Origin of the sequence: Bifidobacterium callitrichos DSM 23973, from assembly GCF_000741175.1 — a bacterium.
GTDB lineage: Bacteria > Actinomycetota > Actinomycetes > Actinomycetales > Bifidobacteriaceae > Bifidobacterium > Bifidobacterium callitrichos.
On record NZ_JGYS01000015.1, the window covers coordinates 15,867 to 28,602 of the forward strand.

Sequence of the window (12,736 nt, forward strand, 5' to 3'; positions counted from 1 at the left end):
GCAGGCGGAAATGTCCGTTCGTACACTGACATGACTCCGGTTCGGCGAATAACGTCGAAATCACGCCGCGCAAAGTCCCATGCGCAAGAAACGAATGGAGAAAGAGGAAACCATGACCGACAACATTCCGCTTCCGTCACAGGGCCAACCGAACCTCGGAAGGACGCCTGCTCCCCACGCCCACAGGAACCTGAGCGCATCCTCCGTTGTCGGTCTGGTGTTCGGCGTCATCGCCGTATTGCTCAGCTGGGTTCCCATCGTAAACAACTTCGCCGCCGTTCTCGGTGCGATCGGCATAGTCTTCGCCATCGTCGGCGTGGTCGCGACGCGGTCCAGAGGACGCAAGCGGGGCAGGGGACTGGCGATCGCGGCCGCGATCCTGTCCATCATCGCCATCGCCATCGTGCTGGTCACCCAGAGCAGCTACGGCAAGGCGATCGACAGCGTCTCCAACGAAGTGCAGCAGAGCCAGACGGAGCAGAAAAAGGCAGACGAGGAACGCTCGATCACGATGAAGGCCACCAGCAACGGTCCCGCAAGCGTGATGTACGGAGGAATCGGGGAAAGCCACACGGAGGACTTCAACGGCACATGGGAGAAGACCATGACCGGAAAGGAGGCAGGTGAGTATCCGACGCTCAGCGTCACGTCCACCGATTACGAGACCCCGGATCCAAGCGGCATCCGACTGTCCTGCGAGATCATCGTGAACGGCAAGAGCGTCTCCAGGCATGATGGCAGCGGATCCGGTGCGAACGCGTACTGCGACATCCCCGTGGACTGGAACGCCGGTCAGTGACGGCGCCATCGGCCCCGTTGCTCGGGAATGTGCGTCATCGGGAATATGCGACATCGGGCATTCATGAGCTCGACTGAATATCTGTTCGACTGAGCGTCACATATTCCCGAGATTCGTCCATTCCGCGGGAAAACGTGACGCTGAGTGCGACTGAGCGTCACATATTCCCGAGGAGTGGCTTGTTTTCGGGAAAATGTGACGCTGTCGAATCATTCACGTGGCTCAGTTGCGGCCCTGCGCATCCAGCAAGCGTTCAGGGAACGTTGAGGACTCTTCCCCGACACTGCCGGGAACGCTTTACGCTCGGCTAAGACGCCACTAGGAAAGCGGCTGTTTCATAAGAGTCATGAGCACAGCAATCACAACGCCAGCTGCCGCGACACCGCAGCCGAAACTTACGGACGATGCCGGCCGCATCGCATCCAACACCGAGTCGACATATGGATCGACCGGAATGATCGGAACAACCGGGACGGCGTACGGGGCGCCGCGAACCGGCATCGTCGAACGTGTGGGGGAGCCGCGCCCCGTGGACGCCGACATCGTCATCCCCGTCTACAACGAGCAGGAGCAGCTCGCCGAATCCGTGCTCACCCTGATGAACCATCTGGCTTCCAGCCAGATCGAAGGGTGGGCCTACACTTGGCAGATCGTCATCGCCGACAACGCCAGCACCGACGACACATGGGCCATCGCCTCCCGCCTCGCATCCCAGTATCCGGGCCGTGTGCGAGCCGTCCGCATCGCACGCAAGGGGCGGGGGCGCGCACTCAAACTCGCCTGGGGCGAGTCCCGTGCCAAGGTCGTCTCCTACATGGACGTCGACCTGTCCACCGACATCCACCAGACCGGCACGCTCGTGGGCACCCTCGTCTACGGATTCGCCGACGTCGCCTTCGGATGCAGACTCTTCGACGACTCCGAAGTCACCAGATCCGCCAAACGCGAATTCATCTCCCGCACCTACAACGGCATGCTGCGCATGCTGCTAGGCGCCTCCTTCCACGACGCGCAATGCGGCTTCAAGGCCATGACCGCATCCGCCGCCAGACATCTGCTGCCCTACATCCAGGACGACGAATGGTTCTTCGACACGGAGATGCTGCTGCTGGCTCAGGCCACCGGCATGCGCATGTACGAGTTCCCCGTCCGCTGGGTCGAGGATCCGGGCAGCACCGTCAACATTCCCGACACCGTGAGAAAGGATCTCAAGGGCATGTGGCGCATGAACGGCACGCTGAACCGCATGCGAGTCGCCGCAACGGCCTGAACGCTCCGACGGCAAACATTCCATAGACCATCGATCACCAATACCCAAGGACAGCTCCCTATATGACCACCACAACCGCATCGGCCATCCCCTCATCGGACGGCTCCGCATCCGCACAGACGAGGAACCGCAGCCGATACCATCGTCCGGACTCCGGCGCGCCGATGCCTGCCGGACGATACGTCGACACCCGCACCAACCCCACCGTGCGATCCAACATCGCCACGCGACGCACCACCGCCGACTGGATCGGCTTCGGCGGCATGATGGCGTTCACCGCCATCATCATGTTCGTCAACCTCACCGCCTCCGGGTACGCCAACGAGTTCTACTCCGCAGCGGCCCAGGCCGGATCCAAGGACTGGTGGGCGTTCCTGTGGGGGTCGCTCGACTCCGGCAATGCCATCACCGTCGACAAGCCGCCGGCAGCCATCTGGCTCATGGCCCTGTCCGTGCGCGTCCTCGGCCTGAACTCCTTCGCGATACTCCTGCCCGAGGCGCTGTGCGGCATGGCCAGCGTGTGGATCCTCTACGCCACCATCCGACGCACATGGGGCAACTGGGCCGGCGTCATCGCAGGACTCACGCTCGCCACCACGCCCGTCGCGGCACTCATGTTCCGCTTCAACAACCCGGACGCGCTCCTCGTGCTGCTCATGACCGGCGCCACCGCCTCGGTCATGCGCGCCCTCGAATACCCCGACACGCGTGCCGGCAACCGCAGCCGCACCCTGTGGATGATCCTCGCAGGCGCATGCATCGGATTCGGCTTCCTCACCAAGCAGATGCAGGTGTTCCTCGTCGTGCCCGGATTCGCACTCGCCTTCCTCGTCGCCTCGCCCACCGGACTCGTCCGACGCATCGTCGACGGCCTCGCCGCCATCGCCTCCGTGGTCGTCTCCGCCGGATGGTGGGTGGCCCTGACCGTCCTCGTGCCATCCGGATCCCGCCCCTATATCGGCGGATCGCAGACCGACTCCTTCCTCGAACTCACCTTCGGCTACAACGGTCTCGGCCGCATCACCGGCGACGAAACCGGAGCCGTCGTTGGTGGGGGCGGCGGCATGGGCGGCGGCAACGGCGGCGGCATGTGGGGACAGACCGGCCTGACCCGACTGTTCGACGGCGAGTACGGCGGACAGATCGCATGGCTCGCGCCGATCGCCTTCGCCGGCATCGCCATCGGGCTGATCGTCGCCCGCCGCAGCCGCCGCACCGACCTGCGCCGCGCCGGCACCCTCGTGTGGGGATCCTGGCTCATCGTCACATGGCTCACCTTCAGCTTCATGGCCGGCATCTTCCACCAGTACTACACCGTCGCCCTCGCACCCGCGGTGGCCGCACTCGTCGCCATCGCCGTAAGCGGACTGTGGGCCAAACGACAGTGGTTCTGGGCGCGTGTCGTCGCTGCGCTCCTCGTGCTCGTCAACACGTTCTGGGCCGTCGAGCTGCTCGGCCGCTCCACCTGGCTGCCGTGGCTCAGATACCTCGTCATGGCGGCCGGACTCATCGCGACGCTCCTGCTGATCATCGTCTCGGCCGCGGCCGCGCCGACACGCGAGATGCGCTTCCTGCGCACGCCGCATGCAAGGCGGGCCATCACGATCGCCGGTGCCGGCGCCTGCGCGCTCGCGGCGGTGGCGCTCGCCGCCGGTCCTCTGGCATGGACCGCGTACACCGTCTCCACCGGGCACACAGGCTCGATCGTCACCGCCGGTCCGAACGTCACCAACTCGACCGGTATGGGCGGTCCGGGCGGTGGCATGGGCGGTCCCGGCGGTCCGGGCGGTCAGACAGGCCCGGGCGGTGGATCCGGCGGCCAGAGCGCTCCCGGCGGCATGGGCATGCCGGGACAGTCGACCGACGGCCAGTCAGCCGGATCGGACGGCCAGCAACCGGACGGTCAGCAACCGGACGGCCAGTCGTCGACCTATGGCAATGACGGTCAGCGCGGCTCCGGCGGCGGTATGGGCGGAGGCCTGCTCGGCGGCGGCACCGCCAGCGAGGAGGTCGTCGCCCTGCTCAAGGAGAACTCCGACCAGTACCGTTGGGCAGCGGCCACCACCGGCTCCCAGAACGCCGCCAGCTACCAGCTGGCCAGCGAACAGGCCGTCATGGCCATCGGCGGCTTCAACGGCTCCGACCCGGCCCCCTCCCTCGAGCAGTTCAAGAGCTACGTCGAACAGGGCCTCATCCACTACTACATCTCCGGTGGTGGCATGGGAGGCCGCCAGCTCGGCGGATCCGACGCGGCGAGCGAGATCGCCTCCTGGGTCTCCGAACACTACGAGGCGCAGACCGTGGATGGAGTCACCATCTACGACCTGACGTCATCGGCGAGCTGACGGTCATCCGCCTTGCGACTCGTCATACATCTCATACGTCGGGCCCCGAATCCATACGGATCGGGCCCGACGCCCATGTCCACATACGTCCACAGCGAACGTATTCATGGAATCGTAAGCTTCGTACCCCTAAGATGGGGACTGAACGAATACCAAAGGAGCCAACATGACATTCGGTCAGCAGCCCCAGCCAAACCCGAACTACGAGCCGCAGGGTGGCAACAACCTCAACACCGGATACGGTGCCGGCCAGCAGTATCAGCAGCAGTACCAGTACGCGAACGCGAACCAGCAGCCCCAGTACCAGCAGCCCTACGCCCAGCCCCAGTACGCTTACGCCGGACAGGGCGGCGCGGGTGCCGCCATCGACGCGCAGGTCGCCTACTCCTACGAGGAGGCGCGTCGCGTCTCCGTCACCAAGGCCTACGGCGAGATGACCATCGGTCTGATCGTGACCGCCGTCGTCGCCGTCCTCGGACAGGCAAGCGGACTGTACTACGCGTTCCTCATGTCCACCGGCATGCTCGGCCTCATCGGCCTGTGCGTCGTACAGGTGGCGCTCGCCGTCATACTCGGCGCGCGCATCATGAAGATGAGCGTCGGTGCCGCGCGTGCGATGTTCTATGTGTATGCGGCGCTCATGGGCTTCACCCTGAGCTCGATATTCATGGTCTACGATCTGGGATCGATCGGCATTGCGCTGGGCATCACCGCCGCGTTCTTCTTCGCGCTGACGATGTTCAGCCTCACCACCAAGTTCGACATGCTCAAGTTCGGTCCGATCCTCATGGTCGGCCTGATCGTGCTCATCATCTCCCAGTTCGTGCTCATGCTCATCCCCGGCGTCTCCGGCATGACGCAGATCATGTGCGCCTTCGGCCTGATCCTGTTCGCCGGCATGACCATGTACGATGCGCAGTCCACGCGCGCCCTGTTCGCCCAGTACGAGGCGCAGGGTCCGGAGATGATCAGGAAGATCTCCATTCTGTGCGCGCTGAACCTGTACCTCGACTTCGTGAACATGTTCCTGTACATCCTTCAGCTCTTCGGCAACAGGGACTAATGATCTTGGGAATCACACTGATGCGACCCTGATGGCAGCAACGGTCGAACAGACTCCGGCCCACTGAGCACAGGGGAACATCCGATACGCCCGACCACCATGTGGTCGGGCTTTTTCATGCCCGCAATACGCCGGCGCTACGTTGGTCCCCATGAGAAGACAGGATATCGTGGGCATGGCGTGCCTCGTAGTATGCGCGCTGATCTGGGGATTCGCATTCGTCGCGCAGGTGCAGGGCATGGATGCGGTCACCCCGTTGTTCTTCAACGCCACCAGATTCACGCTCGGCGCGCTCTCCCTGCTGCCGGTGCTGCTGGTGCTGCATCGGCGCAGGAGGACGGACGGCAGGACGGCGGCACATGACGGCGTCGAAGGCGTCGACACCGTCGGCAGGACGATTCTCGCCAGCCCCGTCGTCGTCGGCATGATCTGCGGTGTTGTGCTCTTCACCGCAAGCACCCTCCAGCAATACGGCATCCTCTACGGCAAATCGGCCGGACGCGCCGGGTTCATCACCGCCCTGTACATCGTGATCGTGCCGTTGCTCGCCTTCGTGTTCCTACGTCGACGCATCGGCATCCTTGTCGTCGTCGCCGTGATGCTTGCGGTCATCGGCTTCTACCTGCTATGCGTGACCGACGGCTTCGGATCCCTCGGTCTGGCCGATCTGCTGCTACTGTTCACCGCGGTGCTGTTCGCCACACACATCCTCGTCATCGATGAGCTCGGATCACATGTCGACGCGATCATGCTCTCCTTCGTGCAGTTCTCCACCACCGCGGTGCTGAGCTGGATCGGTTCGGCGATCGAAGGCTCCATCGACTGGGATGGAGCCGTGGCGGCATGGCCTCCGATCGTCTATGCCGGAATCGGATCGGTGGGCATCGCCTACACGCTGCAGGCGATAGGCCAGCAGTGGGTGCCTCCCACCCGCGCCAGTCTGCTGATGAGCCTTGAGTCGTTCTTCTCGGTGGTGGGCGGCGCGATCTTCCTCGGCGAGGTGATGACGCCGCGCGGCTACCTCGGATGTGCGCTCATCTTCGCGGGAACCCTGCTCGCGCAGGCTCCCGCCAGAGTGCCGAAACGGCTCAGTTCGTCGTCTTCGGCGTCTCCTCGACCTGAGGCGCACCGTTGATGTCGCGGTGGATGTTCTGCATCTGCACCTCGATGTTCTGCAGGCTGCGTGCGCAGTCGAGCAACGTCTGCGAATGCTCGCTGAGCTTGGCGTCCGGCAGGTCGGTCTTGTAGCGCAGCGCGTGTTCGAGGCTCGCCCAGTAGTCCATCGCGATGGTGCGGAACTGCACCTCCACCGGCGTGTAGTGCGCGCCCGAGGACAGGAACACCGGCACCGCGTAGATCACATGCAGCGAACGGTAGCCGTTCTGCTTCGGGTTCTTGATGTAGTCCTTGACGCGCAGCACCTGAATGTCCGACTGGGCGGACAGGTAGTTCGACACTGAATACACGTCATCCCGGTAGTTGCAGATCACGCGGATGCCGGCCACGTCGAACAGGTTGTCCTTGATGGAGTTCACCGCCAGCGGCAGTCCCTTGCGTTCCAGCTTGCCCATGATGGAGTTCACCGACTTCAGTCGGCGTTCCATGTGGTGGATCGGATTGTGGCTGAACCGCACCTGGAACTCGCCGTCGAGGATCTCCAGTTTCGTCGAGATCTCGTACATCGCACCTTCGTACACCTGCATGAGGTCGATGAATTCGGTGATCTGGTCGGCGTCGAACGTGCCGTCCGCCAGACTCAGGCCCTTGAGACGTGCCTTCAGATCAGTGGTGCTCATTTTGGACTGTCGGTCAAGTATCACGGGTCATATTCTATCGTCCTCGCCGCGGCGAACCTGAATGTTGCCGGGGAATCTTCGCACGACCCGACCGTCTCGTCGATGGGGTTACCATCTGATGCTTTGTTGGTTTGATTTGCTTTGTTCTGGCGTGTTATGGTTTATTTCATGCGTGCGAAGGAATGGGCGGCTCGTGAGGGGTTGAACGAGCAGACGGTGTGGAAGTGGTGTCGTGAGAACCGTATGCCGGTCCCGTTCGAACGGTCGGGGAGCGTGTGGCTCATCCACGATCCGAAGTATGAGAGGCCATTCGCTCCCGATGCGGGTTCGCGTACGGTCTGCTATGTGCGTGTCTCCTCATCCGATCAGAAGGCGGATCTGACGCGGCAGGCGGACCGGTTGAAGGCGTTCGCCATCGGCATGGGGGTCGAATCCCCCGAAGTGGTGTGCGAGACCGGCAGCGGCATGGACGACAAGCGCCGCAGATTGAACCGCATCCTCGCCGATCCCACGGTCGGCACCATCATTGTGGAGCATCGTGACCGACTGGCGCGTATGAATGCGGGACTGGTCGAGTCCGCGTTGAAGGCGCAGGGGCGCAGGCTGATCGTCGTGGACGATTCGGAGCTGGATGATGATCTGGTGCGTGATATGACCGAGGTGCTGACCTCGTTCTGCGCGCGCCTGTATGGCCGTCGTGCCGCCAGGAGCAAGGTGGAGGCCGTGTTGAGGGCGGCGCGTGATGCTTGAGGCGGTCAAGGTCGTGTTGGACCCCACGCCGGCGCAGGAGCGTTTGCTGTCCTCGCATGCGGGGGCGGCGCGTTTCTCGTTCAACGCCGGGCTTGCCCACGTCAAGGCGATGATCGACGCACAGGAAAGACCGGAGTGGTCGTTGTACGCGCTGCGACGCTGGTGGAATGCCAACAAGGACACGCTGGCCGTGGACAAGGACGGTGTGCCGTGGTGGCGGGAGAACAGCAAGGAAGCCTACAACAGTGGTTTGGAAGCCCTGTCGAACGCCCTGAGGAACTGGTCGGAAAGCCGCAAGGGGCAGCGCAAAGGACGTCGCGTCGGCTTCCCCGGGTTCCGGTCGAAGGATCGTGCGACGCCCCGGTTCGCGTACACGACCGGCTCGTACGGTCCCATCCCCGGTGATCCCAGGGCGTTGAGACTGCCCCGGATCGGCCGCGTGCACTGCATGGAGAACGTGGCGAAGCGGGTCGGCGATGGTCGGGTGCTGCGCATGACCGTCAGCCGGCACGCGTGCCGCTGGCACGCCTCGTTGACCGTGGAACGCGCCGATCCCGCGCCCGCGACCCCGTCGAGGGGCGGTGCGGTCGGCATCGATCTGGGGGTCAGGACGCTGGCGACGCTTTCCGACGGGACCGTCATCGCCAACCCGCACGCGTTGGAGGGCAGTGAACATCGGTTGAGACGCGTGCAGAAGGCATTGTCACGCAGGACGAGGGGGTCTAACCGTCGGCGCAGGACGCGCGAACGCGTGGCCCGTCTGCACGCGCGAGTCGCCAACCAGCGCCGCGACCTGCTGCACAAGCTGACCACACGGCTCGCCTCCATCTACTCGGACATCTCGATCGAGGACCTGAACGTGGCCGGCATGGTCAGGAACCATCGGCTCGCCAAGGCGGTCGAGGACGCGTCCTTCCATGAGCTGCGACGTCAATTGGAGTACAAGACCGCGCGCACCGGCGCACGGCTGCACGTCGTCGACCGCTGGTATCCGTCAAGCAAGACATGCTCGGACTGCGGGAGGGTGAAAGCCAAGCTCTCCCTCGACGAGCGCGTCTACCGGTGCGACGGGTGCGGTCTCATCATGGACCGCGACCTGAACGCCGCGATCAACATCATGGTCGCCGGGAGTGCCCCGGAGACCCTAAACGCGCATGGAGCGGACGTAAGACCCGGCGTCCCGTGGGATGCCGGGCAAACCGCGGTGAAGTGCGAACCAAGCAGTCACCACGGTGGCATGAGCCTTGGAGCGGACGGCCGCAAGACCGTCCTGCAAGCCAAAACAAACTAGCTTGCAACGGTCCGTCGATGGTTCCATGCCGATCGAGGCATGACGCGACCGTCTCATAGAATGAGCCGCTATGAATGAAGACATGATGACCGAGGCGGAGCGCGCCTCGATTGAGGCCGGCACGGCCGAGGCCCAGGCCCTCGCCGGATCGCGCGGCAAGGGCGTGTTCCACATCGACACGCTGGGCTGCCAGATGAACGTGCATGATTCCGAACGCATCGCGGGTGTACTCGAGGCGGACGGCTACGTGCCCGCCAGCGAGGAGCAGGTGCTCGACAACGATCTCGACCTGATCGTGCTCAACACCTGCGCAGTGCGTGAGAACGCCACTGAGAAGATGTACGGCACCGTGGGCCGCTACAACCGTGTCAAGCTGCATCGTCCGAACCTGCAGATCGCCGTCGGCGGATGCATGGCCCAGATCGACCGCAGGAAGATCGCCGACAAGGCGCCATGGGTCTCCGCCGTCTTCGGCACGAAGAACATCGACGTGCTGCCGAGGCTGCTCGACCAGAACCGCATCACCGGCAAGCCCCAGGTCGAGGTCGCCGACAAGCTCGACCTGATGCCCAGCCAGCTGCCTGCCGCCCGTGCCTCGCGCGTGAGCTCCTGGGTCGCGATCTCCGTGGGCTGCAACAACACCTGCACGTTCTGCATCGTGCCCACCACCCGAGGCAAGGAGAAGGACCGTCGTCCCGGCGACATCCTCGACGAGATTCGCACCTGCGTGGCCAATGGCGCGAAGGAGGTCACGCTGCTCGGCCAGAACGTGAACTCCTTCGGCTACGGCATGGGCGATCGCTACGCGTTCAGCAAGCTGCTGCGCGCCTGCGGCACGATCGAAGGCCTCGAGCGTGTGCGCTTCACCTCACCGCATCCGGCGGCGTTCACCGATGACGTCATCGCCGCGATGGCCGAGACTCCGAACGTCATGCACCAGCTGCACTTCCCGCTGCAGTCCGGCTCCGACCGCATCCTGCGCGCGATGCGCCGATCCTACCGCTCCGCCAAGTTCATGGACATCCTCGGGCGCATCCGCGCCGCCATGCCGGACGCGCAGATCTCCACCGACGTGATCGTCGGATTCCCCGGGGAGACGGAGGAGGAATTCCAGGCCACGCTGGACGTGGTCCGCGAGGCCCGCTTCTCCTCGGCGTTCATGTTCATCTACTCGCCCCGTCCCGGGACCCCCGCCGCCTCCATGCCGCAGATCCCGCATGATGTGGTCCAGGAGCGCTTCGATCGTCTCGTCGCCCTGCAGGAGCGGATCACCGAGGAGAACCTCGCCACGTTCGAAGGCCGTGACGTCGAGGTGATGATCACCGGCATGCAGGGCAAGAAGGACTCTGACACGCATCGCGTCACCGGACGCGAGCGGACGGGTGTGCTCGTGCACATCCGCGTGCCGGAGGGCGAGCCGACTCCGCAGATTGGTGATTTCGTCACCGCCACCGTCACCCACGCCGGACGACACAACCTCATCGCCGATCCCGATCCGAGGAAGGGACAGACCTACCATGTCCGCCACTGAGTCCGCCACTGATCGCAAACCGCGCATCGTCTCCATCGTCGGACCCACCGCCTCCGGCAAGACCGGGCTCGGCATCGCCATCGCCAAGCGGCTCGCCGAACAGGGGGAGCGCGCCGAGATCGTCAACGCGGACGCCTATCAGATGTATCGCGGCATGGATATCGGCACGGCCAAGCCGACCGCCGAGGAGCAGGCCGAGGTGCCGCATCATCTCATCGACATCATCGACCCTGACGAGACGATGACCGTAGCGAAGTTCCAGCAGCTCGCCCGTACCGCCATCGCCGAACTGAAGGCACGTGGCGTCCGGCCGATCCTGGTCGGCGGATCGGGCCTGTACGCCCGGGCGGCCATCGACGACATCAGCTTCCCCGGCACCGATCCGCAGGTGCGTGCGCGCCTCGAGGAACGCGAACGGCTCGAGGGCGCCGGAGCGCTGTTCGACGAGCTTCGGGACAAGGACCCCGAGGCGGCGGCGCGCATGGATCCGCGCAACCCGCGTCGTACGATCCGCGCGCTTGAGGTCATCGAGATCACCGGACGTCCGTATTCGGCGAGCCTGCCCCGATACCGCTACGTCATCCCATCTGTCCAGATCGGTCTCGATCTGGACAGGAGGGAGCTCGACCGCCGTATCGGCATCCGTACCGAGCGGATGCGCGAGCAGGGCTTCCTGGAGGAGGTTCGTCGACTTCGTCCGCATCTGGGATTCACCGCCGGAAGGGCGCTTGGATACCAGCAGATGATCGATCTGCTGGACGGCATGTGGGATGAGGATGACGACGCGTGGAACGACATCGCGCAGAAGACCCGCCGTCTGGCACGCAAGCAGATGGGCTGGTTCGGCCGCGACCCGCGCATCCACTGGCTTCAGGCGCTGAACCCGCGTTTGGTGGACAACGCCATGGCGGTCATCGCGCATGCTGATGCCGGCGACTATGACGCCATCGACGCGAAGGCCGACGAGTACACGCAGCACCATCTGGGCGACATCGTCTGACCGGGCTGATCGCGTCCGATTGCGATCGCGTCCGATTGCGACCGGACGGACGCGATCGGACGCTCAGTGCGCGGGCCCTTGCTCGAATCCGGCGATGAGGAACACCCTCGTCGGATTCGCGGGGCGGATCATCTCGGCGAACAGGCGCTCGAACACCGAAGTGTCCGCCAGATACGCCGCATGCTTGGCCTGCCTGTAGCGTTCACGCGTTACCGGGCCCCAGTCGAGGTCCCATCCGGCGTCGTGCGCAAGACGGGATCCGAACACGCGCAGCGTCATCGCGTTGCCGCCCCTGAACGGGTGCAGGTAGCCGAGCTCGTCATAGATGTGGGCGAACTTCGGTATGAACACGTCCCGGTCCAACGCCTGCAGATTATGCTGCTCGGCCAACTCGGTGGCGATGTTCAGCGCACCGGTCTCGATGAGCGAGGCGGGGAAGAACGCCTCCGGATTGCTTGCCCGCGCCTCGTCATGCGTGGCCTTGCGTGTCGTGTCCGAGGTGCGCAGCAGTCCCGCGTCGTCGAACACGCCTTCGAACAGCGCCCTGTGGATGGCGACGAGTTCGGACAGATCGCCACTCGGCCTCCAGCCGCGTTCGGCGATCAGCACGTTACGGGCGAACACGCCCGATGCGGGGAGCTGATCACCGTCCGCCACATCGATCAGCCTGGCCACGTCGATATGGCCGGCCTCGTAGTCCGCCGCGGCGCGCCTCGTCGCCTCGCCCGGCGTCATCGCTTCCAGCGCGCAGTTCTTGAGTGCAAATGCGACTGCGCTCGCACGTTCCGCAGGAGTCATACCAATATGGTAGACCATCGCGCACGGGAAGAGTTCGCGACGATTGGGTGAAAACCGGGATTCGGATACATCCGGTTCGGTAGATTGGTAGCG

General features: G+C 64.3%; 11 protein-coding genes. 9 read left to right on the forward strand and 2 right to left on the reverse strand.

Annotated features, from left to right (window positions below; translation table 11 throughout):
- The first annotated feature begins 112 nt into the window (after positions 1–112).
- The 5 genes from BCAL_RS12325 (at position 113) to BCAL_RS08320 (ending at position 6,612) form a co-directional block, all read left to right on the forward strand.
- Positions 113–799 (forward strand): hypothetical protein, encoded by a 687-nt coding sequence (locus BCAL_RS12325; protein ID WP_152600279.1) that lies wholly within the window; start codon positions 113–115, stop codon positions 797–799.
- A gap of 454 nt (positions 800–1,253) precedes the next feature.
- Positions 1,254–2,069 (forward strand): dolichyl-phosphate beta-glucosyltransferase, encoded by an 816-nt coding sequence (locus BCAL_RS08305; RefSeq protein WP_052118940.1) that lies wholly within the window; start codon positions 1,254–1,256, stop codon positions 2,067–2,069.
- Positions 2,070–2,131: 62 nt separating this feature from the next.
- Positions 2,132–4,414, forward strand: coding sequence for an ArnT family glycosyltransferase (locus tag BCAL_RS08310; RefSeq protein WP_238549673.1), 2,283 nt, complete (start codon positions 2,132–2,134; stop codon positions 4,412–4,414).
- 166 nt (positions 4,415–4,580) lie between these two features.
- Entirely contained in the window at positions 4,581–5,477 is an 897-nt protein-coding gene (locus BCAL_RS08315) for a Bax inhibitor-1/YccA family protein (RefSeq protein ID WP_043163812.1), read from the forward strand.
- A 175-nt stretch (positions 5,478–5,652) separates the two neighbouring features.
- Positions 5,653–6,612, forward strand: a complete 960-nt coding sequence (locus BCAL_RS08320; protein ID WP_043163814.1) for a DMT family transporter — start codon at positions 5,653–5,655, stop codon at positions 6,610–6,612.
- Here the strand turns inward: BCAL_RS08320 and BCAL_RS08325 are convergent.
- A complete protein-coding gene (locus tag BCAL_RS08325; protein WP_052118941.1) occupies positions 6,566–7,273 on the reverse strand; it encodes a GTP pyrophosphokinase in 708 nt (235 codons plus the stop codon). The genes BCAL_RS08320 and BCAL_RS08325 overlap by 47 nt on opposite strands.
- Before the next feature lie 168 nt (positions 7,274–7,441).
- Here BCAL_RS08325 and BCAL_RS08330 point away from each other — a divergent pair, with 168 nt between their 5' ends.
- The 4 genes from BCAL_RS08330 to miaA all read left to right on the forward strand — a co-directional run bounded on the left by BCAL_RS08330 (position 7,442) and on the right by miaA (position 11,845).
- Positions 7,442–8,023 carry an IS607 family transposase gene (locus BCAL_RS08330; RefSeq protein ID WP_043163818.1) on the forward strand — a complete coding sequence of 194 codons (582 nt, stop codon included), beginning with the start codon at positions 7,442–7,444 and terminating at the stop codon, positions 8,021–8,023.
- Positions 8,016–9,314 carry an IS607 family element RNA-guided endonuclease TnpB gene (gene tnpB / locus BCAL_RS08335; RefSeq protein WP_043163820.1) on the forward strand — a complete coding sequence of 433 codons (1,299 nt, stop codon included), beginning with the start codon at positions 8,016–8,018 and terminating at the stop codon, positions 9,312–9,314. The genes BCAL_RS08330 and tnpB overlap by 8 nt, the downstream gene beginning before the upstream one ends.
- Positions 9,315–9,384: 70 nt before the next feature.
- Positions 9,385–10,845, forward strand: a complete 1,461-nt coding sequence (gene miaB, locus BCAL_RS08340; protein WP_043163822.1) for a tRNA (N6-isopentenyl adenosine(37)-C2)-methylthiotransferase MiaB — start codon at positions 9,385–9,387, stop codon at positions 10,843–10,845.
- A complete protein-coding gene (miaA, locus tag BCAL_RS08345; RefSeq protein ID WP_043163824.1) occupies positions 10,832–11,845 on the forward strand; it encodes a tRNA (adenosine(37)-N6)-dimethylallyltransferase MiaA in 1,014 nt (337 codons plus the stop codon). The genes miaB and miaA overlap by 14 nt, the downstream gene beginning before the upstream one ends.
- A 63-nt stretch (positions 11,846–11,908) precedes the next feature.
- Here miaA and BCAL_RS08350 read toward each other — a convergent pair whose 3' ends face one another.
- Entirely contained in the window at positions 11,909–12,580 is a 672-nt protein-coding gene (locus BCAL_RS08350; protein ID WP_181162499.1) for a Fic/DOC family protein, read from the reverse strand.
- Positions 12,581–12,736 lie beyond the last annotated feature (156 nt).

Coding starts and splice junctions, on each gene's coding strand:
- tnpB (WP_043163820.1), top strand. CDS start 8,016: ATGCTTGAGGCGGTCAAGGTCGTGTTGGACCCCACGCCGGCGCAGGAG.
- BCAL_RS08315 (WP_043163812.1), top strand. CDS start 4,581: ATGACATTCGGTCAGCAGCCCCAGCCAAACCCGAACTACGAGCCGCAG.
- BCAL_RS08310 (WP_238549673.1), top strand. CDS start 2,132: ATGACCACCACAACCGCATCGGCCATCCCCTCATCGGACGGCTCCGCA.
- BCAL_RS08330 (WP_043163818.1), top strand. CDS start 7,442: ATGCGTGCGAAGGAATGGGCGGCTCGTGAGGGGTTGAACGAGCAGACG.
- miaA (WP_043163824.1), top strand. CDS start 10,832: ATGTCCGCCACTGAGTCCGCCACTGATCGCAAACCGCGCATCGTCTCC.
- BCAL_RS08305 (WP_052118940.1), top strand. CDS start 1,254: ATGATCGGAACAACCGGGACGGCGTACGGGGCGCCGCGAACCGGCATC.
- BCAL_RS08350 (WP_181162499.1), bottom strand. CDS start 12,580: ATGACGCCGGGCGAGGCGACGAGGCGCGCCGCGGCGGACTACGAGGCC.
- BCAL_RS08320 (WP_043163814.1), top strand. CDS start 5,653: ATGGCGTGCCTCGTAGTATGCGCGCTGATCTGGGGATTCGCATTCGTC.
- miaB (WP_043163822.1), top strand. CDS start 9,385: ATGAATGAAGACATGATGACCGAGGCGGAGCGCGCCTCGATTGAGGCC.
- BCAL_RS08325 (WP_052118941.1), bottom strand. CDS start 7,273: ATGAGCACCACTGATCTGAAGGCACGTCTCAAGGGCCTGAGTCTGGCG.
- BCAL_RS12325 (WP_152600279.1), top strand. CDS start 113: ATGACCGACAACATTCCGCTTCCGTCACAGGGCCAACCGAACCTCGGA.